This window comes from Myxococcus sp. AM011 (assembly GCF_013372595.1).
Taxonomy (GTDB): Bacteria; Myxococcota; Myxococcia; order Myxococcales; family Myxococcaceae; genus Myxococcus; species Myxococcus eversor.
In genome coordinates, this window is the sequence record NZ_JABXEM010000079.1 from 1 (window position 1) to 26,192 (window position 26,192).

Below are 26,192 nucleotides of genomic sequence, written 5' to 3' on the forward strand. Positions count from 1 at the left end.
GGCGGGTCCGGGGGCTCGGCGGAAGGCGCTGCGTCGTCCGTGCAGAAGACGCACGAGCAGGAGCGCGCCCAGGTCCTCCACCGCGAGCGGCACGCGCGCGTGCGCGCGCACTGAGCCGGGAGAGAGCGCCATGGCCGACGGAACGGGCAATGACTCCAAGCTTCGCGCCTCCCGCCCCACGCTGCGGGTGGACGGTCGCGAGCACCCCACGCTCGCCAGCGGGCTGCTGGAACTGTGCATCGTCGAGACGGCGCAAGGGCTGTACCGGTGCGAGGCCACGTTCGGCAACTGGGGCCCGAAGGATGGCGAGACGGGGTTCCTCTACTTCGACCGCTCGGTGCTCGATTTCGGCAAGCCCTTCGAGGTGCGGCTGGGCAAGCAGGACGTCCTCTTCGAGGGACGCATCACAGGCCTGGAGGCCGGCTTCCCGGAGAGCGCCTCCCCCACCCTCACGGTGCTCGCCGAGGACCGCCTCCAGGACCTGCGGATGACTCGGCGGACGACGACGTATGAGAACGCGAGTGACGAAGACGTTCTTCGCCAGCTCGCGGGCAAACATGGCCTGACAGCGGACGTGACGGTCCCTGGTCCCAAGCATGCGGTGCTGGCCCAGGTGAACCAGAGCGACCTCGCCTTCCTGCGCGAGCGCTGCCGCGCGGTGGACGCGGAGCTGTGGGTGGAGGGCAAGTCGCTGAAGGCGAAGGCTCGAGGCAGTCGCTCCACCGGGACACCGCTGAAGCTGGGACGCGGCAACGAGCTGATGTCCTTCACGGTGCTGGCGGACCTGGCGGGCCAGCGCTCCTCGGTGACGGTGGGCGGGTGGAACGTGACGGAGAAGGACGCGATTGCGTGCGAGGCGGGCCCGTCCGTGCTGGGCGCGGAGCTGGAGAAGGACGAGAGCGGCGCGAGCCTGCTGGCCTCGAAGCTGGCCGAGCGCAAGGAGGCCGTGGTGCACGCGGCGCCCCTGAGTGTTCCGGAGGCCCAGGCGCGCGCGGACGCGCACTTCCGTCAGCAGGCGCGGCGCTTCGTGGTGGGACGCGGCACCGCGCAGACGGACGCGAAGCTGCGCGTGGGGGCGCGCGTGGAGTTGACGGGACTGGGGCCGCTGTTCAGCGGCAAGTACCACCTGGCCGAGGTGAAGCACCTGTTCGACGGCGCGCGCGGCCTTCGCACGGAGCTGGTGGCGGAGCGCGCTGGACTGGGGAAGGCGTCATGAGCGCGGACGCGGCGTGGGAACAGGTGCTGGACGAGCGCGTCGCGGACGGCCTGGGGGGCCGCTTCTATGGCCTGTATCCCGCGCGCGTCACCGACCTGAAGGACCCCGACAATCAGGGGCGGGTGAAGGTGCTGCTGCCCTGGGCCGCCGACGCGGCGGGCGGCGGACGCTACGAGGCCTGGGCGCGGCTGGCCACGCTGATGGGCGGCAACAATCGCGGCTCCTGGTTCGTGCCCGACGTGGATGACGAGGTGCTGGTGGGCTTCGAGGCGGGAGATGCGCGGCGGCCCTACGTGGTGGGCGCGCTGTGGAACGGGAAGGACAAGCCGCCGGAGTCCATGGACAGCTCGGGCCGCAACGCGAAGAAGGTGCTGCGCTCTCGCAACGGCATCGTCATCACGCTCGACGACACGGACGGCCAGGAGACGCTCACGCTGGAGACGCCCGCCGGTCAGACGGTGACGCTCAAGGACGGGCCCGGCTCCATCGAGGCGAAGGACAGCAACGGCAACTCGCTGAAGATGGAGTCCAGCGGAATCACGGTGAATGCGGCGGCCAAGGTCACCATCAACGCGAGCACGGCGGAGATTTCAGCCGGGATGCTCACCGTCAACGCGGGCATGTCCAAGTTCAGCGGCGTGGTGCAGGCGGACACGGTCATCACCAACAGCGTCGTCAGCGCGTCGTACACGCCGGGCGCGGGGAACGTGTGGTGATGGCCACGACGCTTCCACATCCGGTGCAGTGGGTGACGGCCTCTCCGCTGTGGGGCCCCGCGCCCGACAAGCTGGCGCGACTCCAGGCACCGGGCATCCTCCAGTTCGACTCGGACCGCTTCATGGAGGAGCTGGCGGAGCGACTCCAATCGCCCGAGCGGCCCGACCTGACGGACCTGCTGGTGACTCGCTTCAAGAGCTACCGCGAGCGCATGCCCGGCGAGCCGCCGGACGACGAGGTCAACACCCCGCCCAAGCTGTACCAGCCGGCACACGGCCGCTTCTATCTGGTCGCCACCAGCCTCGTGTGTCGCCTGCCGGGCCTGCCCGACCATGTCGTGGACACGGCGCGCGGGGAGAAAGCCGCGTTCGTCCTGCGCCGCTCCCTGGGCGGCGGCAAGGAAGGCGCGTGGGTGCCGGCCACTCCGGGCAACCCCGCCGACAAGCGGCGCATCTGGAAGGAGCTGAGCACGGCCGAGACGGGTGCGCTGGCGAAGGGCGAGGAGCTGCTGCCCCTCTTCCCGATGAACTTCGCCCCCGAGGGGAAACGCCGCCGGATGCTCGTGGGGCTGGTGCCGACTTCCAGTCGCGACACCTTCGAGTCCGCGGCGGCCTTCCAGGACGATGACCCGAGCACGGGGTTGGACCCGGACAAGATGCTCGCGGAGGAGGCCGAGGTCCAGGTCGTCGCTCCCTTCGAGCAGCTCCTCGCATACACGAAGTCGACGAGCGACGCGGTGGCCGTCCAGAAGGAGGTGACGCGCTTCCTGCTCGTGGACTTCGCCACCTTCCTGGAGGAGCGCATCCCCTCGCTGTGGACGCTGCTCGACAAGGCGTCACCGGGTCCCACGCCCGCGGCGGGCTCGCCCCTGCGCACGCTGTTCCTGCTGCTGACGGGCAACCACCGCGTGGAGGGCAGCGCCGGGGACACGTGGCAGCAGGCGCTGCGGAAGGCGATGCAGCAGCGCACGGCCATCCTCAACGGAGGCACGGGCGGGCTCGACTACAACCTGCGGCTTTGCACCGAGGTGACAGTGGCGGCGCTGCGCTCGGCCCTGGGCGCGGCGGTGGCGGCGGGAGTGTACTCACTGCCCTCGGAGCCGGAGCCGGTGTCCAAGCTGGAGGAGCCGGGCAAGGCGCTCTACGTGATGCGCTGCGTGTATTTGAAGCCGGCTTGCGGCGCGCTGTGCCCGCCCATCGTCAGCGCGCCATCGAAGGCTTTCACCCTGGCGCCGTTCTTTGATTCGGACGCCCCCGCGCGTCCGGTGCGAATCGAACTGCCGTTGGACACCAGCATCCGTGGGCTGCGCAAGTTCAAGAAGAACGTCGGCTTCACGCTGTCGAAGGGGCTCCGCAAGCAGATGTCTCGGGTGTCGGGGTTGGAGAAGACGATGAAGGGGGAGCTCGACGACGGGCTGAGCTTCGACCTGGGAGAGCTGTGCATGTTCTCCATCCCCATCATCACGCTCTGCGCGTTCATCGTCCTGATGATCTTCTTCAGCCTGCTCAACATCATCTTCTGGTGGATGCCCTTCCTGAAAATCTGTCTGCCCAAGCCCAGGGTGGGGTGAGTCCATGGACGCCGGAAAACTCATTGGACGCGGCCTCGGCTTCCCCCCACGCGTGGGCCCGGACGGGCGCATGCAGTGGTCCGAAGGTGAGCGCAACGTGCGTGAAACCATCCAAATCATCCTCGCCACCGAGCAGCGCGAGCGATTGATGTTGCCGGAGTTCGGCGCGGGGCTCGGGCGCTTCTTGTTCGAGCCGAACACCGTCACGACGCGGCATCAAATCGGCGAGCGCATCACCCGGGCCCTGGCGCAGTGGGAGCCCCGCATCGCGGTGGAGTCGGTCAGCGTGGACGCGGACCCACAGGACGCCCGGGCCGCCACGGCGACCATCACCTACAAGCTCGTGGCCACCGGCGCACGAGAGCGGCTCAACCTGAGCGTCACGCTCGCGGGGTAACGACATCGTGCCACTCACCCTCCCGCCCATCGATGACCGCAAGTATCAGCAGCTCCTCGACGAGGCGCTGGCGCGCATCCCCATCCACAACCCCGAGTGGACCAACTTCAACAAGTCCGACCCGGGCGTCACGCTGTTGGAGCTCTTCGCCTTCCTGACGGAGAGCCTGCTCTACCGAGCCAACCAGATTCCGGAGCGCAACCGGCTCAAGTTCCTCCAGTTGCTCGGCGTGCCGCTGCTGCCCGCCGCTTCCGCGCGCGGCCTGGTCGCCCTCCGCAACGAGCGCGGCGGTCCTCCCCAGGCCCTCACCCTGACCGAGGGCGTGGAGGTCCGCGCGGGACAGGTCCCCTTCCGCACCGAGCGCGGCCTGGACGTACTGCCCGTGGAGGCCGCGTGCTTCTACAAGCGGAGCGTCGCGCCCGAGGAGCGCGTGAAGGAGTACTACCAGGAGATGTACGCCTCCTTCACCGCCACCGCGCCTCCGCCCGCGCCGCTCAACGAACTGCAGTTCTACGAGACGACGCCCTTTTCTCCGCGCGGCACGGAGCCGCTGGACCTCAACACCGAGACGCTGGACAAGGCGCTGTGGGTGGCCCTGCTGCTGCGGCCCGCGGACCGGAAGCTCCCCGATGCGTTGACTCGGGCGAGGGAGGAGCTGAAGGGCAAGGTGCTGACGGTGGGGCTCGCGCCCGCTGGCGGCTCCGAGGGCCGGGACCTGGTCCCCAATGGACAGGCGCGGCCCGTGGGCTCGGCGGTGCTGCAGTTCCAGCTTCCCCGGCTGCCGGTGGACGGCAAGCTCCCGGAGGACCCGGCGCTGCGCAACGCGAGCTGGCGCACCCTCGTCACCTCGGAGATGCCCACCGAGCCGTCCGTGGTGGACGTCCCCCTGCCCTCCACGCTCGCCGAGCTGGAGCTGTGGACGAACCTGGACCCGCTGGAGGCGGGCACGCGCGACTTCCCTCCCTCGCTCGACGATGAGGACCTGGAGGCGCGCGTCATCACCTGGGTCCGCATCACCGCCTCCGCGCCGGTGACGACGAAGCTCCTGTGGGCCGGCATCAACGCCGCGCCTGTGTCCCAGCGCGAGCGCGTGACGAGCGAGCTGTTGCCCACGGGCTCGGGCGAGCCGGACCAGGCGCTGAAGCTGTCGCGCGCGCCGGTGCTGCCTGGCTCGGTGCGGCTGAGCGTCACGGTGAACGGCGTCACCGAAACGTGGGAGGAGATTGACGACCTGACGAGCGCGGGCCCCGAGGTGTCGGTGCCGGACCCGCGCCTGCCGCCCGGTTCTCCTCGCCCCGCGCAGACGCGCGTGAAGGTGTTCCGCCTGGACGCCGAAGCGGGCGAGCTGCGCTTTGGTGACGGTGCGCACGGTGCGCGGCCTCCACTCGGCGCCACGCTGCGCGCCGACTACGACCACGGTGTGGGTCGCGCCGGCAACGTGGCCACGGGCACGGTGGCGAGCGGGCCCGCGCTTCCTCCCGGCATCCAAGTGGCGAACCCGCTGCCCACGTGGGGCGGCTCCGACGCGGAAGGCGTGCTCGAAGGAGAGCGGCACATCTCGCGATTCCTCCAGCACCGGGACAGGCTGGTGACGGCGCAGGACTTCGAGGCGGTGACGCTGCGCACGCCCGGCGTGGCGGTGGGCCGCGTAGATGTGCTGCCCGCGTTCCACCCCGCCCTCTCGCCCAATGAGCCGGGGGATGCTCCCGGCGCGGTGACGGTGCTGGCCATTCCCCGCTCGGAGCCCGACGCGCGCGAGGTGGAGGGACCGGACACCTTCCTGGATGCGATTGCCTGCTGGCTGGCGCCGCGCCGACTGGTGACGACCGAGGTCTTCGTGCGCCGCCCCCAATACCGGCCCATCTGGGTGACGGTGGGCCTGGAGGTGGTGGCGGGAGTGTCCCAGGCGCAGGTGAGCGAGGCGGTGAAGGCGGCCCTCACCGAGTTCCTGTCGCCCCTGCCTCCCGAGGACGCGGAGTTGCTGGAGCAGACGGTGTCCCTGGCGGGAGCGCATCCGGCCACCGTGGCGCGACGGGGCTGGCCGCTGCGCAAGGCGGTGGTGTCGCTGGAGCTGGCGGCCGTGGCCAGTCGTGTGGCGGGCGTGGCGCTGGTGCGCGGCGTGCGGCTGGGTCTCGCCACGGGCACGCAGCAGGACCAGATACCGATGACGGGGCTCCAGCTCCCTCGGCTCGCCGGTCTCTCCGTCGCCGTGGGTGACGCGCCCTCGCTCGACGATTTGCGCGGCACGTCCGTCACGACGACGCAGCGGCCGTTCGTCTCCGTGCCCATCGTTCCCGAGGAGTGCCGATAGATGGATGCCAACGGCGCTCGTTTTCATCTGCTGCTCGGTCGCGACGACTGGGGCCGCTGCACCTCGAAGGGCCGACTGCTCTCCGAGGCCTGGAGCGAGGCGTCCGGCACCGGCGCGGACGTCGCGTGGGACTCCACACGCGCGGAGGTCTCCCTGCGCGCGGAGCTGTTCCGCTTCATCGCCGCGCCTCGCGATGTGCCTCCTGTCCTGGACGACCGACGCGGCGCCGCGAAGGACCGCTACGGCAACGTCTACTGGGTGGCTCGCGACGGGCGCATGCTGAAGGTCCTCTCCAGCGGCTCACGGCAGACGAGTGACTTCTGGCCTGTCACTCCCGAGGCCACACCTGTTTCAGGCACGGGTGGCTTCGGTCCGCTCGTTCCGCCCACGCCTCCCACGCCCGAACTGCTCGCGGGCATGGCCATCAGCGGGCATCACTATCTGGTGGTGGGCACGGTCGCTCCCGCTGGGCTGCTCGTGTTCGACCTGCACTCGGGCGGCCCCCCGGTGCGACACGTGTGGCCCACGGGAGTGCCCTTCGCGCCGTGGGACATGGCGGCCACTCCGGATGGCGGCGTGGTGGTGCTGGACCGTCAGCACCGTCGCCTGTGGCGACTGGACGCGGGCTTCCGCGTGGTGCGCACGGGCGTGGATGACGTGCTCTCCGCGTCGCGCGTGGAGTCCTTCCAGCCACAGGCCGGAGGACCGACGCGCACGATTCCGGCCGTCACCTTCCCGCACCCGGTGACGTTGGATGCGTCGACGCCCGTCGCCGCGCAGGACCCCATCTCCGTGGAGGTGTTGCCGGAAGGCCGCGTGCTGGTGCTGGACCGAGGCACCGACGACAGCCGGCTACTGGTGTACCGCGACGGCGCCCTCGATGGCGCCCCGGTGCCGCTGGAGGTGGACGGCCTGCTCGGGGAGACCAGCCCCTCGTCGTCGTATGTCCTCGCGGCTCACGACATGGCGTTGCTGCCCGCCGGGTCCGACGGCTCCATGGGCCGTGTCGTCGTCGTGGGGCGGGATGGCAACCAGGCCTTCGCCTTCGAGTTGCTCGCCACCGAAGGAGGCCCGCTCGTCGCGGTGGCCCAGCCAGAGTACCTGCCGCTGCGACTCTTCGGGGGCAAGGCACTCATCGCCTCGGACGGACAGGCCCTCTACGACTTCGCTGACACGTTCATCCCGCTCGTCGCCCAGCGCCGCCCGCGCTACGTGGCCGAGGGCACGCTCCGCACGCCCGTGCTCGATGGGCGCACGCCCGACTGCGTGTGGCATCGCCTGCTGCTGGATGCGTCCCTCCCGCCAGGAGCGCGCCTCGTGGTGCGCAGTCGCGCGGCGAATGAGCGCTCGGACCTGGAGGCGCTGCCCTTCAGCGAGGAGCCCACGCTCCACAAACGCGGAGATGGCTCCGAGCTCCCCTTCACCACGACTGCGAAGGGCGAGCACCGAGGCACCTTCGAGGTGCTCTTCCAGCGCGCCAAGGGCCGCTATGCGCAGGTGGAGTTGACGCTCCAGGGTGGAGGCGCAGCGACGCCGCGAGTCCATGCGATGCGCGCCTGGTACCCGCGCTTCTCCTACGCGGAGCAATACCTCCCCGGCCTGTACCGACAGGACCCGGAGTCGGCCAGCTTCCTGGACCGCTTCCTCGCGAACCCCGAGGGCCTGCTCACACCGCTGGAAGACCGCATCGCCGCCGCCCAGGTCCTCTTCGACGCGAGGAGCGCGCCCCCCGAGGCGCTCGAGTGGCTGGCCTCCTGGTTCGGCGTGGCGCTGGACCCGGCCTGGGACGAGACGCGTCGCCGCCTCTTCCTGCGCCACACGCTGGACTTCTTCCAGTGGCGAGGCACCCCACGCGGCCTGCGCATGGCTCTGCGCGTGGCCCTGGACGACTGCCCGGACGACTCCATCTTCACCGATGACACCGAACCGACCCGTGCCCGCTACCGCATCGTCGAGCGCTTCCGCTCCGCGCGCACTCCGTTCCTCTTCGCGACGGACGCCACCGAGACGGGAGGCATCCGCATCCAGCCCGCCGCCACGTCACGCCGCTGGGAGCCGGCGCAGGGAGTCGCGCGACTGCTGGAGCGCTATCGCGCCGCCCTGGTGGACGCCAGAGTGACGGCGCCGGTGGATGCGCTCCCCTTGCGCGAGCCCCCGCAGGAAGCCGTGGCCACGGTGTGGCGAGCCTTCATGCAAGAGGTGCTGGGCTTCATTCCGGCCGCCACGGCGGCGAGCGCACCGCGCTGGCTCGACTTCCTCACGCGGCGCTATCGGACGGTGCAGGCGCTCAACGCGGCGCACGGCACCACGCTGACGGACTTCACGCAGGCCACATCGCCAGTGACGCTGCCCGGGGACGGTCCGGCGCAGTCGGACTGGTACCACTTCGAGACGGTGGTGTTGCCCGTGCGCGCGGCGGCCCACCGCTTCACGGTGGTGCTGCCCGTTCCACGAGGCAGCGCGGCGCAGGAGCAGCGCGCGCGACAAGAGCAGGCGATGCGGGTGGTGGCGGTGGAGAAGCCGGCCCACACCGTGTTCGACGTGAAGTTCTACTGGGACATGTTCCGCGTCGGCGAAGCCCGCCTGGGCGTGGACACCCTGGTCGACCTGGGCAGCCGTGCCCCCGAGCTGATGCCCGCCATGCGGCTCGGACGCGAATACCTGGCGGAAAGCCATCTGGCCCCGAGACCACCCCAAGACGCCGCGGACCGGCGAATCCTGGGGAGGGACTTGCTCGGGCGCCGTGAGACCCACGGGAGCGACATCCAATGAGCACCTTCACTTCCACGTCAGTGCAGCGCGCGCCGGCCGACCCGACCAAACACGTCAACTACGTGCTCGGCATGGTGCTGGGCGTGGACGACTTCACCCAGGAGTTCGCCTACCTCTCCGAGAGGGACAGGTGGCTCGCGCGCGACTTGCTCGGCTACGGCACCGCCTGGGGCCTCTCCGTCAGTCATGGCGCTGGCGCACGGGGCCCGGAGGTGCGCGTCACCCCCGGCGCGGCGCTGACGCCGCGAGGACAGTGGGTCCGCGTGACGCCCACGCAGTGCGCGGCGCTCAACGACTGGCTCCTCGCGCGCGGCACCGAGGTGGACGCGTACCTGCGCGCGGGCAACCGGCTGACGGTGCACGTGGTGCTGCGCCACCGCGACTGCCTCACGGACCCGGTGCCCGTGCCGGGTGAGCCGTGCCGCACCGAGGACGACACCACCGCCCCGTCGCGCGTGACGGACGACTTCCACCTGGAGCTGGCGCTCCGGCCGCCCCCGCCTCCGCTGGAGGAGAACGCGGTGCGCGACTTCGCGCGCTGGCTGCGGCGGAACATGAACGTCGTCGCCTCCTCGCCCACGCCCACCACGCTGGAGCAGTTCATCACGCTGCTGCGAAACTCCGTCGTCTCCTCCTCGCCGGTGTCACCGGTGGACGACTACGTGCTGGACGACCTGCCCGGCGGGCCGGTGCCGGTGCTGGAGACGGACGTGGAGTCCTTCCTGCGCGAGGCTTCGCGGGTGTGGGTGACGGAGCTGCGGCCCCTCTGGCGGACGAACTGGCTGGGCGAGGCCCAGGGCTGCACCCAGCCGGTGTCTCCCGCGCCGGAGTCGGAGATGGACGGCGTCCTCCTGGCGGCGGTCGACCTGCCGCTGGTGCGCGAGCTGGGCACCGGCCCCTGGAAGGTCGACGCGGCGGGCACGAAGTCGGTGGACGAGGCGCGGCGGCCCGTCCTGCTGCACCAGCGCATGCTCCAGGAGTGGCTGCTGGCGGGGCTCGCCCGTGACGCCTCGGCCGTGCACCGTCCGGACGACCTGCCGCCCTACTCCATCATCGCGTCGGGGATGATTCCCATCGACGAGACCTCCACCGACGTCGGCTACAACGGCTTGAAGGTGACGAAGGTGGACGTGGGGCTCGTGACGGTGAGCTTCACCGGCTACTCGCACCAGCCGGACCAGTGGCGCTACGTGCTCAAGACGACGCTCGTGGAGCCGCAGAACGGCCTGGTGACGCAGCCCTCCATCACCTTCGTGCGCGCGGACACGGACGGCCTGCTGCTGAAGGTGCGCGACAAGGACGCGCTGCTCCCCATCCTCACCCTCCGCAAGCTGGGCCTCATCGTGGAGGTGAGCCAGTACGCCATCGCCCCGAAGAAGAAGTCAGTCGGTGGCCCGACGAAGCCGAGCCCTCGCACGGAAAGCCTGAGGTAGGCCATGCGCATCGACCTGGACACCGCGTTCCTCGAGGACGGCATCCGCTCGACGAACTTCTTCAACGGCCGGCTGCTGTCCGCAGAGGACCTGAGTCAGGAGCAGACCGCCCACGAGGCGGCGCTGGGACGACACGTGCGAGCCATGGGCGAAGGTGTCGCCCACGGGCTCGCTGTGTCCATCTCACCGGGAAGCACCGTGTCCTCACCGCTCGTCACCGTGACGGCGGGCCTGGCGCTCAGTCGCGCGGGCCACGCGCTGGAACTGCTCCAGCCGGTAGAGGTCTCCCTGGTGCGAGGCCCCTCCAACAGCGGGAGCGGCGCGACGGCCACCGCCACGGGCGGTTTCGAGACCTGCTCGCCGGGCAGCAGCGACTACGTGTCCGGCACGGGCGTGTACCTGCTGGTCCTCTCGCCCGCGTCCGGCCGCGAGGGGCGCGCGCCCGTCAGTGGCCTCGGTGGAAATCCCTCCTCCGGCTGCGAAGCGAAGCGGCGCGTGGAGGGCGTGCGCTTCCGGCTGCTGGACTTGAAGCTGACGGCGGCCCAGCTCTCGGACGAAGCGCACCTGCGCAGCCGGGTGGCGAACCTGTGCCTGGGCACGTCGGACGCGGCGAGCCGCGCGTGGATGGTGAATCCCTTCGGGCCGGCGAATCCACCCTATGGCCTCATCGACAAGCTGCGGCCCGCGGCGCTGACGTCGTGTGACGTGCCGCTGGCGGTGGTGCACTGGAAGGCGGGCGTGGGCCTGCGCTGGGTGGACGCCTGGGCCGCGCGACGCCGGCCCGCGCGAGTGGCCACGCCAGAGCGCTGGGGCCTGGGCCTGGACGACCGGCGTGCCACGGAGGGCGAGGCGAGCTTCCTCCAGTTCCAGGAGCACCTGGACACGCTGCGCACCGGGACACCGGAGACGGTGCGCGCGCTGGACCACTTCGTGGCGCTGCCCGCGGTGGGACTGTTGCCACTGGAGGGAATGACGGGCGCGCGCGGCTTCACGTACACGAAGTTCTTCGACGGGCTCACCTATCCCCCCGAGGCGCCGGTCCACGTGGAGGGCTCGCGGCTGCAGGCCCTCTTGAGGATGTCGCTGGCGTATCCGCCGGTGGACCTGGTCCGCAAGGAGCCCTTCCTGTGGCTGTACCTGGTCCATGAGAACCAGCTCGCGCAGAGCGACGCGAGCGCCCCTCGGCCCCAGCCCTATCTCGTCTTCGCCAGTGGCTACCTGCCCTACCTGGGTGACGCGCGGTCCGACGCCGCGCACTGGCACTTCGGCAACTACGCGCTGCCCCGCTGACCTTTCCACCTTCCATCTCTCGCAGGCCGCGAGGAGACCCCGATGGCCGACCCACTCAACCTCGTCAAGCCCGGCGACCTCATCAGCGCCGAGCTCATCAATGCGATCATCCAGTTGCTGAACGCGCTGGCCACCACGTCGGGCGGCCCCAACGTGGTGCCCAACCTCTTCAGCCGAACGCTGCTCGACGTGAAGGCCCTGATTGCGCAGTCCGGCGGCAACCTCCAGCTCGCCCTGTCCATGGATGCCTCCGGGCTGGTGGTGAACCTCAATGACCCGAAGAACAACGCGCGGCCGGTCATCGGGCAGATTCCCACGCCGGGCACCCGGGTGCAGGACGGCACGGGCATCCACCTGCTGGTGGCGACCCAGGCCGGCTCCACGCCCACGCCTCCGGCGAAGCCCACCGTCAGCGGCTTCTCTCCGTTGACGCCGAACATCGGCACGGAGGTGCAGATCATCGGCGAGAACTTCGACGCGGTTCGCGGCAACAACACGGTGACGTTCGACGGGACGGTGGCCGCGCCGCCCTCGAACGCGAGCACGCGCTACTCGCTGTTCGTCGTCGTGCCCTCCGTCGCGAACCCACCCGCGGCCGGCCAGCAGAAGACGGTGACGGTGGTGGTGACCAACCCCGCGGGCGCGACGTCCTCGCAGCTCATCATCCTGGGGCCCACCGGCACGCCGCTGCCCGCAATCACTCCCTTCAGCATCGCCAACGCCCCGCTGGGCGGCGAGCTCATCATCAACGGTCAGAACTTCGGTACCACGCTGACCAACATCCGCGTGTTCTTCGACGACCAGCCCCGGGATGGCACCTCGGGGACGCCCATTGGCGTGCAGCCGCTGGGCACGTCCACGCTGCCGAGCCGGCTCGTCGTCACCATCCCCTCGTCCCTGACGGGCATCAACCTCTCCGGGGACAGCAAGATCGTCAACATCAAGGTGCGCGTGGGGACGGCCATGTCTCCCACGCAGGCACTCGAAATCTACAAGCCCTGAGGTCCACCACATGCCAAGACATTCCAAGAGGCTTTCCTGGCTCGCGCTCCCCTTCCTCCTGGGGGCGACGGGCTCCCTGGCAGCGACGCACGAACTGGCCATCTCCGCGCCCGCGACCACCATTCCCATCACCCGCGTGAAGGTGATGCTCGAGTCCAGCACGCCGATTCAGAACGGCGCGACGCTGAACTTCGAGACGTCCATGGGCAACACCGATGTGGTGGTGGGCGGCGGGCCCGTCAACCTGGCCAACGGCGACAACGTGTTCATCGTCGGGGCCGGCACCAACGCCATCATCATCGACTACAAGCGGCGGGACGTCCTGGCCGCCCTGGACAACCTCTGCGGCATCAAGCCCGCCCAGGATGGTTCCGGGACGATTCGCTTCACGCCGGACGCCACGAACTTCAACAACCTCACGGGCTATCGCACCACGACGTTCGCCGCGCCATCGTTGGACCAGTGCACCTGCTCCTCGCGACGGGTGAAGGGCCTGACGAACTGGACCCTGCCGCCTCCGGGTGTGAATCGGGGCCGCATCCCCATGGACGTGGCGCTGGTGCTGGACCGCTCCGGCAGCATGGATTCGGCGACGCCCGGTGACTCGATGAACGTGCAGAAGTGGCTCGCGCTGCAGAGCGCCGCCGAGCAGTTCATCCACTTCTGGGAGGTGGAGGGGTTGGATCCCCTGAGTGAGGCGGGCGGTTCGGGGCTGGGAAGGGACCGGCTGGCGCTCGTCTACTTCGAGAGCGACTCCGAGCCGACCAAGTTCAACGGAAAGCTGTTCGTCGAGCGCGCTCCGGCGCTGATGGATGGCGGTCACCCGTGGGAGCAGGCCGTCAGCCATGTGAACGCGAATGTCACCGCGGGCACCACGGCGATGGGCGGCGGCATCCGGGATGCGCTCGCCGCGTGGCAGGAGGACAAGGTCAATGACCTGACGCTCGTGGTGATGACGGACGGCATGCAGAACGTCAATCCCATGGTGAAGGACGGCACGGGCCCGGACATCGGCTTCAAGGTGCTGGAAGTCACTCCCGGCACGACGGAGCGCCTCACCAATCACTGCGTCCCCATGCTGACGGTGGCGGTGGCCAGCGGCGCCGTCCCGTACGCGGACCTGATGAACGCCGTCTCCCAGCAGACTGCCGGACAGAACCACCTGACGACGAGCAGCGGCACCACCACGGCCTTCGCGCAGCAACTGGTCGCGGCGCTCAAGGGCAACACGCTGGCCACGCTGCTCCAGAGCTCCACCACCCTGCCCGCGGGCACCAACACCGCGAGCCGCACCGTCGACGTGGACGGCACCGTGCAGAGCCTCTACGTCAACGTGGGCTGGTTCACCACGAGCCCGCGCGGGCAGCCCGTGACGCTCAAGGTGACCGCGCCGGATGGCAGCAACCCGAAGCCCGTGGCGGTGAAGACGGGCCGCAGCCACGTCCTGAACCGCTATGACTTCCCCAAGGCGGGGCCGGTCGGCAAGTGGCAGCTCACGGTGAGCCGCATCCCCGGGACGGCGAGCCCCGCCATTCCGTACCAGCTCGCGGCCTATGTGCAGGAGAAGAGCCTCGACTTCCAACTCTCGTTGGACAAGGTGCGGCACTCCGCGGGCCAGCCGCTCGAGGTCGTCGCGCAGGTGTCGTTCGACGGCAAGCCGCTGGAGAAGCTCAACAACGGCGAGCTGACCGTCCTGGTGGAGACGCCGAACGGGGCACTGGGCACGCTGATGCACGAGACGCGCGCCGAGGGTCGCGTCGAACAGGGGCCGGACCCGGTGTCACCGTACCAGGCCAAGCTGGACACGCTGATGAGGAACCCCGAGTTCCTGAGGAAGCTGGGGACCACCGTCGGAAAGGACTCATTGGCGCTGAAGGAGACCGCGCCCGGCATCTACAAGCTGGTGTTCGCGGACACGCAGACGCCCGGCACGTACCGCTTCCACTTCCAGCTCTTGATAAGGGGCCCCGCCGGCGAGCCAGTGCGACGCGCGGAACTCCTGGAGACCCAGGTGGAGGTGCTGCCCTTTGGCCCAAAGTTCGAGGTCAAGGTGACGAGGGTCGACACTGGCAGCTACGTGCTCGTGCTGACCCCGCGGGACGCGCTGGGCAACTACGTGGGCCCGGGCTTCGAGGACCGCGTCGTCGTGCAGTTCAAAGGCAAGGGCAGGCAGGCCCCGGCCACCACGCCCAGGGTCGACGGCACCTACGAGGTCCGCCTGTCCGGGATTGATGACCGCACCGAAATCATCGTGCTCGTGAACGGCACGCCCGTGGCCAAGGGCCCGGTCACGAAGCTGGAGCCAGTGGAGCCAAAGCCTCGGGACAACGGCTCCGAGCGTGACGGCGGCACGGGAGATGACGGCGGTTCCAGTCCACCGGTGCCTCCCACGGAGGGCTGTCCCTGCAAGCACACGCGTCCGAGCGGCTCCACCGGCGTCCTGGGGCTCGTGGCCCTGGGGTTCCTCGCGAGCCGTCGCCGCAAGCACCACGACGGGGACTGAGGTCTGGCCTCCGGGAGTCCTCGTGACGAGGGCTCCCGGACCCGTGGCATCGCCTCATTTTCATCACGTCGAACCCACGAGGACGTCGAGACGATGCATGAGCAGGCGGCGCGAGGAAGGACGGTCATCCAGCGGCTGCGGCTGCGCGGGGCGGAGCTGGAGCCGCTCTCGGCGAGGCTGCGGCTGGAAGCCGTGCTGGCGGGCGCCGACCTGCTTCCGCCGGGCCTGCCGCCTTCCGCCACGGTGTGCATCCGGCGGTTGATGGACCCGAAGCCCGGCGTGCTCCCCGTGAGCCAGCAGGCCCTGCGTCCACCCGCGGCGTGGAACGAGGCGCTGTCCTCGGTGCTGCGAGAGCAGGTGGCCCGCGCCGCGAGGCCCGCGCGGGGTGTCGTGCCGGCTGGCGCGGAGGCCGTGTTGTTCGCGGACCCTTCCGAGCTGTTGGCCTGTCTGGCGAGCGACGTGAGCCGTGGCCTCGCGAACGCCCACTGGTGGTGGAGGGGCCTGTTCCCCAACGCGGACCTGGCCCGCACCGTCGTCACCGAATGGCTGCGCGCGCCCGAGTACGTCCCGAGCGCGCTGGAGTTCCTCACCCGGCAACGGGAGGTCCGTTCCGTGGTGTCGCTGTTCACCGTTCCGGAAGCGCGTGAGCTGCTCACACGGGTGCTTCGCGTACATGGCCTGTCCGCCACCGCGCTCGATGCGCCCGCACGCGATGCGAACGACGAGCAGCCCATGGCCGCTGTCGAGCCAGAGGGTCCGGTGGGGGCAGGTGGAGCGCCCCACGCGACAACCGCCCCTTGGGAGTCCTGGGCCCCCGAAGTGCGAACCCTGAAGGACTCACGTGAACACGCGGCCCTGCTCGGAGTCGCGCTCACGCTGCGTCGCGTGCCAGTGGAGGCACGTCGCCCGGAGTTTCTCCCCGCCGTCGGCACCTGGCGAAACATGGAGGAGTCGCTGTCGGTCCCCTCTCCCGTCGCACCTCGCGCGGCTCGGCACGAGGCCTCGACTGAAGCTCTCGCGGTCAGCGCGCCTCCGAGTTTGCACGCTGAATCCGCTCCTGACGTCACAGCCTTCACGGCCCCCGTCGAGGAACCCGCGGCGCGGCCCCCTCGCGAGACAGCACCTTTCGAGGAGCACGTTGCGGTGCCCGTGCTGATTCGGGCCGAAGCCTCGACAGCGAGTGAAAGCGTCGGGGAGCGTTCGCACATCGACGGCGTGTCGCGGCCCATCGAGGTCGCGCCGAGCGCCGAGAGCCCGTTGTCCCGCGAGGCCTCACCCGCCTCCGCGACTGAAGACGTTTCGCGGTCCCCCGTGCACACCACGACACCACCGACGCCACTCCGAGAGCTCGAGCCACCTTCCGGACGCGCGTGGGGACTGCCCTTTTCCACACGCCTCGGCGGCCTCTTCTATCTGGTCAACCTGGGCCTGTTCCTGGAGCTGTACGGCGACTTCTCGATGCCGGCGCATCCGAACCTGCCGCTGTCGCTGTGGGACTTCGTCACGCTCGTGGGCCGACGCCTGTGCGTGGACCCGCGTCCCACCGACCCGGTGTGGAAGGTATTGGCACTGCTCGCCCGCCGGAAGCCTGGAGTCCTTCCCGGTCAGGACTTCACGCCTCCCGAGGCCTGGCGAATCCCACCCGCGTGGCTACGCACGTTCCGCGATACCCAGTGGACGTGGAGCGTTGTCGAAGGACGGCTGCGTGTGCACCACGCGGCGGGTTTCCTCGTGCTCGATGTCCCCTGCGATGGACACGACGTGGAGGCACTCATGAACAGCGAGCTTGCGCCCTACTCCTCCGTGTCGTCGTTCACGTTGTCCCGAGGTGACGAGACAGGTCCGCTCGACACCGAGCCCCTGGAGCGCTGGCTCGGATGGCTCGTGCCGTTCTGTCGCGCTCGACTGTGCCGCGCGCTGGGGGTGTCGCCGGACGATGCGTCAGCCCTGGACGCGACACTGCTCGCACACGACGCGAGGTTGCACGTAACGGAGGGGCATGTGGACGTGGTGCTGTTCCTGGCCCAGCTCCCGCTGGCGGTGCGCATCGCCGGCCTGGACCGCGACATCGGGTGGCTGCCCTCCGAGGGGCGACACCTCACCTTCCACTTCGAGTGAGCCCGAGGCGCGCCATGTCCATCTCCCAGCCTCCTCCCACTGAGTCCGCGGCGCACGAGCACTTCAAGCTCTACTTCTTCGCCGCCGTGTCGCGAGTGCTCGCCCAAGGCGCGAGCCTGTGCGGTGGCGAGGACTCCCTGCTCGCGCGGTTCCCCTTCCTCGAAGCCTACCGGACGGAGCTCACCGAGCTGGGCATCGACCCGTTGGAAGTGTCGAGCGGCGCGGGCCCGTGGGCCGAGGCAATCTCCGCCTGGGAGGAAGACGTCACCGAACACCTCCCCCTGCGCGCGCTGCGCCGGGCCGCGCTGCTGGACCATGACACGCTGACGCTCCTGCTCGCGGTGGGCATGGTGGAGGAAGACGCCCGCTTCGGCGCGCTGTTCGCGTCACTCCAGGGCACGCCCACGCTCCACCGTCCAACGCTCGGCCTGCTCAACGCGGGCTGGCGCGGAGACGAGGACCGGGGTGAGACGCGCGGACGGCTGCGTCGCCTGATGGAGCTGGGGCTCGTGGAGGTGACGGACCGCGAGGCCCCTCGCTCCGAGTGGGCGCTCCATGTCCCCGGCGCGGTCTGGGATGCGCTGCGCGGCGAGGCTCCCGACAAGCCCACACCGTGGATGAAACATCATCCCCTGGAGCGGCTGGAGCAGGACGAGCCACTCATCATTCCGGAGTCACTTCGCGACGCCCTGGAGCGTCTCCCCACCCTGCTCGGCACCGACGAAGTGCGCGCGCTGGTGCTGCGCGGGCCTCGGCACAATGGACGGCGCACGCTGCTCCGCTCGGTGGCGCGTTCGCTCGGGCGCGGCGTGTTGGAGGTGGACGGACTCCAGAAGGGGGAGGATGCACGCTGGCGCGTCGTGGGCCCGCTGGCCACGCTGCTCCATGCGATGCCCGTGGCGGTGACAGACCCGCCTCCGGGTGAGGCCGCCGAGATTCCCGCGTTGGAGGGGCTCGACGGTCCGCTGGGCGTCGTGCTCGGACGACTGGGTGGCGTCACTGGCGACGGTGTCGACCGCGCGCTCACGCTGGACGTGGCCATGCCGGGGCCGGACGAACGCGCGCTGCATTGGGAGCGAGGACTCGCGGGCCGCGCCTGTCCCGCCCTGGAGACGCTGAGCACGGGCTTCCGCCTCACCCGTGGACATCTCCGGCGCGCGGCCCGGCTGGCCCAGGCCCACGCGGCGCTCGCGGGCCGGGAGCGCATCGAACCTCCCGACGTGCGCGAGGCCACGCGCGCGCTCAACCGACAGGCCCTGGACACCCTCGCCGTGCGCGTGACGACTCCAGGTGATTGGAGCCAGCTCTCCGTCGCGAGCGAGACGCTGCGCGAGCTGCGCCTGCTGGAGACGCGCTGCCGTCACCGGGAGCGCATGGGCGCGGCGATGGGAGTCGCCCTGGCCCGACAGCTCACCGCGGGCGTGCGCGCCCTCTTCCAAGGTCCCAGCGGCACGGGCAAGACGCTGGCCGCGCGGCTCGTGTCGGCGGCGCTCGGGCTGGACGTGTACCGGGTGGAGCTGTCGTCGGTGGTGAACAAGTACATCGGCGAGACGGAGAAGAACCTCGCGCGCATCTTCGCGCTCGCCGAGGAGCTGGACGTGGTGCTGCTCTTCGACGAGGGCGACGCCCTCTTCGCGCGGCGCACGGGCGTGGGCTCCTCCACGGACCGCTACGCCAACCTGGAGACGAACTACCTCCTCCAACGCATCGAGTCCTACGAGGGCATCCTCATCGTCACCACCAACGCGTCCGACGCCATCGACACCGCGTTCCAGCGGCGGATGGACGTGGTGGTGGACTTCCGCTCGCCGGACGCCTCCGAGCGCTGGACGCTGTGGCAGCTCCACCTGCCTCCGGCGCACGCGGTGGACAGCCAGTTGCTTCGCGAGGTGGCCGCGCGCTGCCAGCTCAGCGGCGGACAGATTCGCAACGCGGTGCTGCACGCGTCCCTGCTCGCGCTGGAGGAGCAGGCGCCGCTCGGCTCCGCGCACCTGGAGGCCGGGGTGACGCGCGAGTACCGCAAGTCCGGAGACGTCTGCCCCTTGCGCCGGGCCACCACGCAGTCCCTGCGAGGCTGAGAAACTCCCGATGCCTCCCGCCCGCGCATCCGCCCGACCCGCCTCCAGCGCAGCCGCGCGAGGAGCGGCGCCCGCGCGCGCCGGGGCCACGAGCGCGGCGGCTCCCGGAGGCGCGGCCATCAAGGTCGGTGGCGACGCGGAGAAGGACCCGCGCTTTCGCAAGGTCATCGAGCAGCTCAAGAAGAGCTCTGACAAGACGAAGAAGCATCCCCCCGCGTCGCAGAAGGCCGCGGAGGCGCAGGCCGCCGCCGTGTCCCCGCCCACCGAACAGCTCGCGGGCGCGAAGGGCAATCAAGTCGACGCCATGAAGGCGGCGGAAGCGCCCAAGACAGAGCCCAACGGTTTCCTCGCGATGTTGCGCGCGGAAATCGAGAAGGTGATGCCGAAGACGCTGGATGACGCCGACAGCTTCATGGAGGGCAACGAGACGGCGCAGGTGAAGGACAGCGTCGCCGGAGGCGTCAGCGAAACCAAGCAGGCGGCGACGGGCCCCACGGAGGCCGCCACCGCGGCGGCTCCGGACCCCAGTGGCGTGCCCGCCCGACAGTCCTCGGCCATGCCCTCCGAGCCCGCGCCCGAGTCGCTTCCGGTCAACGGCGCCGAGGCCATGCCCGCGCCCAAGCCGAACACCCAGGTGCAGGCGCTGCAGAAGGGCAAGCAGGACGCGGACCAGCAGATGAAGGACGCGGAGCTGACGCCCGACCAGCTCAAGAAGGCGAACGACCCACGCTTCTCCAAGGTGCTCTCGGAGAAGGGACAGGTGGAGAAGACCGCGGGGGCCGCGCCCGGCAAGTACCGCGCGAGCGAGACGGGCACGCTCGGTCAGGCCAAGGCGAAGGCCGGTGGGGACGCCCGTGCCGGCGTGGCGCAGATGGCCGGCGTCCGAGTGTCCGGCAACAGCAAGGTGAAGACGCGCCAGCTCCTGGCGAAGCAGAAGGACGAGGCCCGGCGCAAGGAAGTCACCGCGAACATCGAGCGGATGTACCAGCAGACGAAGCAACGGGTGGACTCGCGGCTGTCCACGCTCGAAGCGGACGTCATGCGCATGTTCGACCTGGGCGCCGAGGCCGCCCTGTCGGACATGAAGTCCTATGCGGACCGGGAGATTGAGAAGTTCAAGGACGACCGCTACAGCGGCCTGACGGGCAAGGCCCGCTGGGTGGCGGACCTGTTCCGCCCCGTGCCCGAGGGCATCAAGGTCATCCTCGGGCAGGCTCGCACACGCTTCGCCTCGAAGATGGATGCGCTCGCGGTGCGCATCTCCACTGCGGTGGACAACCGGCTGGCCCAGGCCAAGGCGGACGTGGACAAAGGCCAGGCCGCCATCAAGACCTATGTCGACAGCCTCCCGCGTGATTTGCAGGGCGTGGGGCAAGAAGCCCAGAAGGCGGTGGGCGAGCGCTTCGACGAGCTGAGAAGCGGCATTGACGCGAAGAAGAACGACCTGGCCCAGAAGCTGGCCCAGAAATACAAGGAGGCGTTCGACAAGGCGGACGCGGCGCTCAAGAAGCTGGAGGAGGAGAACGCCGGCGCGCTGAAGAAGCTGGCGGACGCCATCGGCGAGGTCATCAAGATCCTCACCGAGTTCAAGGACAAGCTGATGGCCCTGCTGCGCAAGGGCTGGGAGACCATCAAGCTCATCCTCGCGGACCCCATCGGGTTCCTGTCCAACCTCATCTCCGCCATCAAGCTGGGCGTCCAGCAGTTCCTGGGCAACATCAAGGCCCACCTGATTCGCGGCTTCATGCAGTGGCTCTTCGGCGCGCTGGCGCAGGCGGGCATCCCCATCCCCACGGACCTGACGCTGCCCAGCATCCTCAAGCTGGTGCTCGCGGTGCTCGGCATCACCTACGAGCGCATGCGCGCCAAGGCCGTGAAGCTCTTGGGCGAACGCACCGTGGGCCTGCTGGAGAAGGTCTTCGAGCTGGTGCGCACCCTCATCACGTCTGGACCCGCGGCGATGTGGGAACAGATGAAGGAGAACCTCGGCAACCTGAAGGACATGGTCATCGAGGCCCTGAAGTCGTGGCTCATCGAGACCGTCGTCAAACAGGCCATCACGAAGATCATCTCCATGTTCAACCCGGCGGGCGCCATCATCCAGGCCGTCCTCGCCATCTACAACACGGTGATGTTCTTCATCGAGCGCGCCAGTCAGATCATGTCGCTCATCGAGGCCATCATCAGCTCGGTGCACGCCATCGCCACGGGAGCGATTGGAGGCGCGGCCAACTGGATTGAGCAGGCACTGGGGCGCGCGGTGCCCGTGGTCATCAGCTTCCTGGCGCGGCTCATCGGCCTGGGCGGCATCAGCGACAAAATCAAGGAGACCATCCTCAAGGTGCAGGGGATGGTGGACCGCGCCATCGACAAGGTGCTGGCGAAGCTGGTCGCCCTGGCGCGCAAGCTGTTCGGCAAGGCCAAGGGCGCGGGGCCGGAGTCGCAGGTGCCCATCGCCGAGCGGTGGAAGAACGGCATGGCCGCGCTGGACAGCTACCTCGCGGCGGACCGGGGCAAGGAGAAGCGCATCGGCGACCTGAAGAAGGGCCTGGGGCCCATCAAGTCGCGCTTCGGCTTCACGAAGCTGGAGGTCATCCGCCAGGGCGCCGGAGTCGCTGTCGACGCCGAGATGAACCCGAAGCAGCTCAAGGGCGTGAGCGACAAGGGACTCATCGACGAGGACTACGTGAAGACGGTGCGCCCCGAGGGCGCCAAGGGCGACGTGCGCTACGAATGGAAGTCCTCGGCCCGCGGCGCCGAGCACTTCTACTGCATCGACTCGGAGAACACCGAGTGGCACTGGCGCAAGAAGGGCGAACCGAAATCGGGGACGTGGATTGCCTCGGCGCAGGGACGCAAGCAGCAGAAGGAGGCGGAGGCGGCGGCGACCGCGAAGGTGAAGGCGGACAACCCGAAGTACATCTCGATTGTCTCCGAGGAGAAGGCCCTCACCCACTCCGGCCTCGACGTCGCGGGGCTCGCCCCCGGTGCCACGCCCGCGCAGGACCGCGTCGTCATCGGCGAGGCCAAGTTCCTCGGAGGCAAGACACCGCAGAGTGTCAAATACGTCCCACCCGAGCAGGTGGGCACCGTGCAGCCCAGTGGGCGCACGCGCGAGAATCCCCTGTCCGCGACGACGGACAACCTGCAGGGCAACCTGGCCCGCGCCACGGCAGGGCAGACCGACCAGGAGACCGTCAAGCGCGTCAACGCGGCGTTGAAGGCGGGAAGGGTCGAGGTCATCTACTTCCTGGCGGGTCAGGCCCACATCCCGGCCGCGAAGCTCGCGCGAATCGCCGCGCGAATCCGCGCCGAGCTCGCCAGCTACCTCAAGACGAACTTCGCGATGAAGGATGATGAAGTGAAGCTCGTGGTGGCCAATGTCGTCGTGCGGGTGGAGAAGATTTGAACCGCGCCAGGCGCTCAGGAGGCATGTGATGTGTTGGGTCAACCTCTGCTCCACCCGCTACCGACTGCGCGCCTCCGCGAGCGTGCTGCTGTCCGACTGGGAGGAGGACCCGGGGCTGCGGCCCAACTCGCTTCAACCCGTGCTCCATGCGCTCATCGCAGGCGACGCGCCGCTGGTGAAACGGGCGCTCGCGCTCGCGGACCGGCTCATCTCCACGTACTTCGAAGGGTTCGATGACGCGGACCTGACCGCGCCCGCCGCGCTGTCCAACATCGCGGGCCTGAGCATCGCGGCCCACCTCGCGGGCAAAAACCCGTCCGCGCTGTGGAAGCGCATCGCCGCCGCGCCCGTGCCACGCGACGCCACCATGCGCGCGCTCCAGGTCGTCATCGCGCGGCTCGCCCAACCCTACGCGCCGCCCGCCGAGGCACCTCGCGCCAAGAAGCACTTCATCCGGAGCCAATCCGACTGGCTCTGGAGGCTGGGGCACTCCCCCGTCCCGCAGATTTTCGACCTCTCCGCGAGTCCGGACCATTCGCTGTGGCCCTATGACTTGAGCTCCTTCGTGCTGCCGCTCGGCTACGAGCGTCACCGGCAGCTCCAAGCGGAGGGGCACAAGGTGTCACTGATGGACCTGCTCCAGCGCGGCGCCCATCCCGAGCGACATCCTCATGTGCTCTATGAGCGAAGCCATCCTCGCCCGCCCACGGTCTCCAAGCCCGACCCCAAGGACCCGAGAACCTGGTTCGGCTTCGATGCCGTGGAGGCGGATGGAAAGGGGCTGCGCGCCTATCACTACCTGGGGTTCGGCTTTCAAGCGCCCCTGCTGTTCCGAGAGGGCCTGGACGCGTTCGGATTCCTGGGTCAGCTCGACGATGACTGGCAGCTCGTGCGCGAGGCCCTGTCCGCGGAAGCCTGGAGGGACATCGACCAGCGTCGCGAAGCGGGCTGCACGCACGTCATCGTCTACGACGCCAACGAGGCCACCGTGCCCAAGAAGGACCTGGCGCGCGCCGCGGACCACTTTGGCCTGAAGCTCGAGGCCGTGGACCTGACCGAGGTCTGAGCACCATGTTCCGACACGTCTACGCCTGTCTCGTCCACGAGCGTCCCGACTGCGTCGTCGACCTCGTGCGCAACCTGCATCACCTGGACCCAGGCTCGCTCATCCTGCTCTACAACGGCGGGCACGACTCGAAGCTGTTCGAGGGCTTCCCCTTCGAGCAGTACAACGCGGTCATCCACCCCACCCCGCGTCCGATGAAGTGGGGCTGGCTGCATGACTTCGCGCTCGACTGCTTCCGCTTCGCGCTGGAGCACCATCCGTTCGACGCGATGACCATCGTGGACTCGGACCAGCTCGGCTTGCGGCCCGGCTACTCCGAGCACCTGCGTGCGTTCTTCTCCGCGAATCCCGGCGCCGGCCTGCTGGGCAACGTTCAAGCGCCGCATGGCCCGGGGGCTCGCACGGCTCCCGCCGTCCATGCCCGGCGCGAAGTGGACCTGTGGCGTCCCTTCCTCCGCAAGTTCCCCCAGGGCGAATCGCAGTTCGTCCATTGGACCTTCTGGCCGTCCACGGTCTTCAGCGCGGAGGCTGCCCGCGACCTCGTCTCGCTGTTCGAGCGCGACATGCAGCTCCAGGACATTCTCCGCCGCTCGCGCATCTGGGCCACCGAGGAGGTGCTGTTCCCCACGCTCACGGCCCTGCTCGGCCACCGCGTGCTCGTCAGTCCGTGTAACTACGAGTTGGTCCGCTATCGCGTCCGGTACTCCACGGCGCAGCTCGACGCCGCCATGGCTTCGCCTGATGTGTTCTGGGCGCACCCCATCCCGCGCCAGTTCGACGACCCGCTGCGTGCTCACGTGCGCAATCACTTCGGGCGGTATGAGCAGCCCTCCACGCTCGTGGCGGGAGTGCTGCCATGCCTCGCGCCGCTGCCCGAGAACGGTGAGGTGCCCGCTCCTTCAGCGGTCGCGCCCGTGATGGACGAGGCTCGCGCGGAGTCGCCCGGTCTGCTGCTCACGCGGCCCATCCTCGCGGAGATGCGCGAAGTCGAAGGCTGGCTCACGGACGACGAGGCGGACCTGCTCATCGCCGCCACCTCTCGCGCGCTCACGTCGCTGCCCACGTCACACGCGGTGGTCGAAGTGGGCAGCTATTGCGGCAAGGCCACCGTCGTCCTCGGACGCGTGGCCCAATCGCTTGGCGTCGCTCCTCCGATTCACGCCATCGACCCGGGTGACGGTGTCGTGGGTGCGCGCGGCGGCAACCTCCAGCACATGGGCTCCACCCGCGAGAAGCTCGCGCGCACGCTCCAGAGGAGCGGACTCGCCTCCCGCATCCAGGTCCATCATCAGCACGCCCCTGGTGTCCCCTGGGGCGCACCCATCTCCCTGCTCCTGGTGGACGGACTCCACGACTACGCCAGCGTGTTGGCGGACTTCCTCCACCTGGAGCCCTCGCTCGTCGTCGGAGGACTGGTCGCCTTCCACGACTGCGCCGACTACTTCCCTGGCGTGAAGCGCCTTGTCCGCGAGCTGGTCCATGAGGGTCGCTACCGCGCGCTCCGCACCGCCGGCACCTTGGCCGTGCTCGAAAAGCGCGCCATGGCCACGCGCCAGGAGGTGGCCCCGAGCACCGAGGAACCACGGCCCACGGACGCCCCGTTGCCACACGGCGCCCAGCCCACGGTGTCCTGCATCATGCCCACGTTCAACCGACGCCAGTTCGTCCCGCTGGCGGTGCGTTGGTTCCTCGCGCAGGACTGGCCGGAGCGAGAGCTCATCATCGTCGACGATGGCACCCAGCCCGTGGAGGACCTCCTCCCCGAGGACCCTCGCATCCGCTACGTGAGACTGGAGCGGCGGCACTCCGTGGGCGCCAAGCGCAACCTCGCCTGTCAGTCCGCGCGCGGCGAGCTCATCGTCCACTGGGATGACGACGACTGGTCCGCGCCTCATCGGCTTCGCTACCAGGCCACGTCACTGCTCGACTCGGGCGCCTCCGTCTGCGGCCTCACGCGCGTCTACTACCACCAGCCCGCGACGGACCGCTCCTGGCAGTACGTCTATCCTCCGGGTCAGCGGCCCTGGGTCTCCGGCAACACGCTCTGCTACACGAAGTCGTTCTGGAGCCGGAACCCGTTCCCCGACATCAACATCGGCGAGGACGCGCGCTTTCTCTGGAGCGACCCGTCCCGCAAGCTCCTCGTGCTCGATGACCCGTCCTTCTTCGTCGCGTGCATCCACGATGCGAACGTGGACCCGAAGCGCGTCCACCATCGCTACTGGCACCCCCACCCCACCGACACGGTGCGCGCGCTGATGGGCGACGCGTTCGACGCCGTCCACGCCCTCCTCGCGGCCTGAACGCGAC

Annotated in this window: 15 protein-coding genes; all 15 read left to right on the forward strand. The window is 69.5% G+C overall.

What is annotated here, in order from left to right; all coding sequences use genetic code 11:
- The first annotated feature begins 130 nt into the window (after nt 1-130).
- The 15 genes from HUW62_RS18240 (at nt 131) to HUW62_RS18310 (ending at nt 26,185) form a co-directional block, all read left to right on the forward strand.
- Entirely contained in the window at nt 131-1,216 is a 1,086-nt protein-coding gene (locus tag HUW62_RS18240) for a phage late control D family protein (protein ID WP_176435134.1), read from the forward strand.
- Nucleotides 1,213-1,932, forward strand: coding sequence for a phage baseplate assembly protein V (locus tag HUW62_RS18245; protein WP_176435135.1), 720 nt, complete (start codon nt 1,213-1,215; stop codon nt 1,930-1,932). The genes HUW62_RS18240 and HUW62_RS18245 overlap by 4 nt, the downstream gene beginning before the upstream one ends.
- Nucleotides 1,932-3,503: a hypothetical protein gene (locus tag HUW62_RS18250; RefSeq protein WP_176435136.1), complete on the forward strand. Its 1,572-nt coding sequence runs from the start codon at nt 1,932-1,934 to the stop codon at nt 3,501-3,503. The genes HUW62_RS18245 and HUW62_RS18250 overlap by 1 nt, the downstream gene beginning before the upstream one ends.
- A 70-nt stretch (nt 3,504-3,573) precedes the next feature.
- Nucleotides 3,574-3,900, forward strand: a complete 327-nt coding sequence (locus HUW62_RS18255) for a GPW/gp25 family protein (protein ID WP_255203493.1) — start codon at nt 3,574-3,576, stop codon at nt 3,898-3,900.
- Between the two features lie 7 nt (nt 3,901-3,907).
- Nucleotides 3,908-6,211 carry a hypothetical protein gene (locus HUW62_RS18260; protein ID WP_176435137.1) on the forward strand — a complete coding sequence of 768 codons (2,304 nt, stop codon included), beginning with the start codon at nt 3,908-3,910 and terminating at the stop codon, nt 6,209-6,211.
- The gene (locus HUW62_RS18265) at nt 6,212-8,983 is read left to right on the forward strand and encodes a phage tail protein (protein ID WP_176435138.1); all 2,772 of its coding nucleotides are present in this window, start codon (nt 6,212-6,214) and stop codon (nt 8,981-8,983) included.
- Nucleotides 8,980-10,416, forward strand: a complete 1,437-nt coding sequence (locus HUW62_RS18270) for a hypothetical protein (protein ID WP_176435139.1) — start codon at nt 8,980-8,982, stop codon at nt 10,414-10,416. The genes HUW62_RS18265 and HUW62_RS18270 overlap by 4 nt, the downstream gene beginning before the upstream one ends.
- Before the next feature lie 3 nt (nt 10,417-10,419).
- Complete coding sequence (locus HUW62_RS18275) at nt 10,420-11,706, forward strand: hypothetical protein (protein WP_176435140.1); 1,287 nt, start codon at nt 10,420-10,422, stop codon at nt 11,704-11,706.
- Nucleotides 11,707-11,748: 42 nt separating this feature from the next.
- Nucleotides 11,749-12,708 (forward strand): IPT/TIG domain-containing protein, encoded by a 960-nt coding sequence (locus HUW62_RS18280; protein WP_163864992.1) that lies wholly within the window; start codon nt 11,749-11,751, stop codon nt 12,706-12,708.
- 10 nt (nt 12,709-12,718) lie between these two features.
- Nucleotides 12,719-15,211 (forward strand): VWA domain-containing protein, encoded by a 2,493-nt coding sequence (locus HUW62_RS18285; protein WP_176435141.1) that lies wholly within the window; start codon nt 12,719-12,721, stop codon nt 15,209-15,211.
- 93 nt (nt 15,212-15,304) lie between these two features.
- Nucleotides 15,305-17,329 (forward strand): hypothetical protein, encoded by a 2,025-nt coding sequence (locus HUW62_RS18290; RefSeq protein ID WP_176435142.1) that lies wholly within the window; start codon nt 15,305-15,307, stop codon nt 17,327-17,329.
- Between the two features lie 14 nt (nt 17,330-17,343).
- Entirely contained in the window at nt 17,344-19,407 is a 2,064-nt protein-coding gene (locus HUW62_RS18295; RefSeq protein ID WP_176435143.1) for an ATP-binding protein, read from the forward strand.
- A gap of 10 nt (nt 19,408-19,417) precedes the next feature.
- Nucleotides 19,418-22,816, forward strand: a complete 3,399-nt coding sequence (locus tag HUW62_RS18300; protein WP_163864988.1) for a hypothetical protein — start codon at nt 19,418-19,420, stop codon at nt 22,814-22,816.
- Nucleotides 22,817-22,844: 28 nt separating this feature from the next.
- Nucleotides 22,845-23,882, forward strand: coding sequence for a hypothetical protein (locus HUW62_RS18305; RefSeq protein ID WP_176435144.1), 1,038 nt, complete (start codon nt 22,845-22,847; stop codon nt 23,880-23,882).
- A 5-nt stretch (nt 23,883-23,887) separates the two neighbouring features.
- Entirely contained in the window at nt 23,888-26,185 is a 2,298-nt protein-coding gene (locus tag HUW62_RS18310; RefSeq protein WP_163864986.1) for a glycosyltransferase, read from the forward strand.
- The last annotated feature ends 7 nt before the right edge of the window (nt 26,186-26,192 follow it).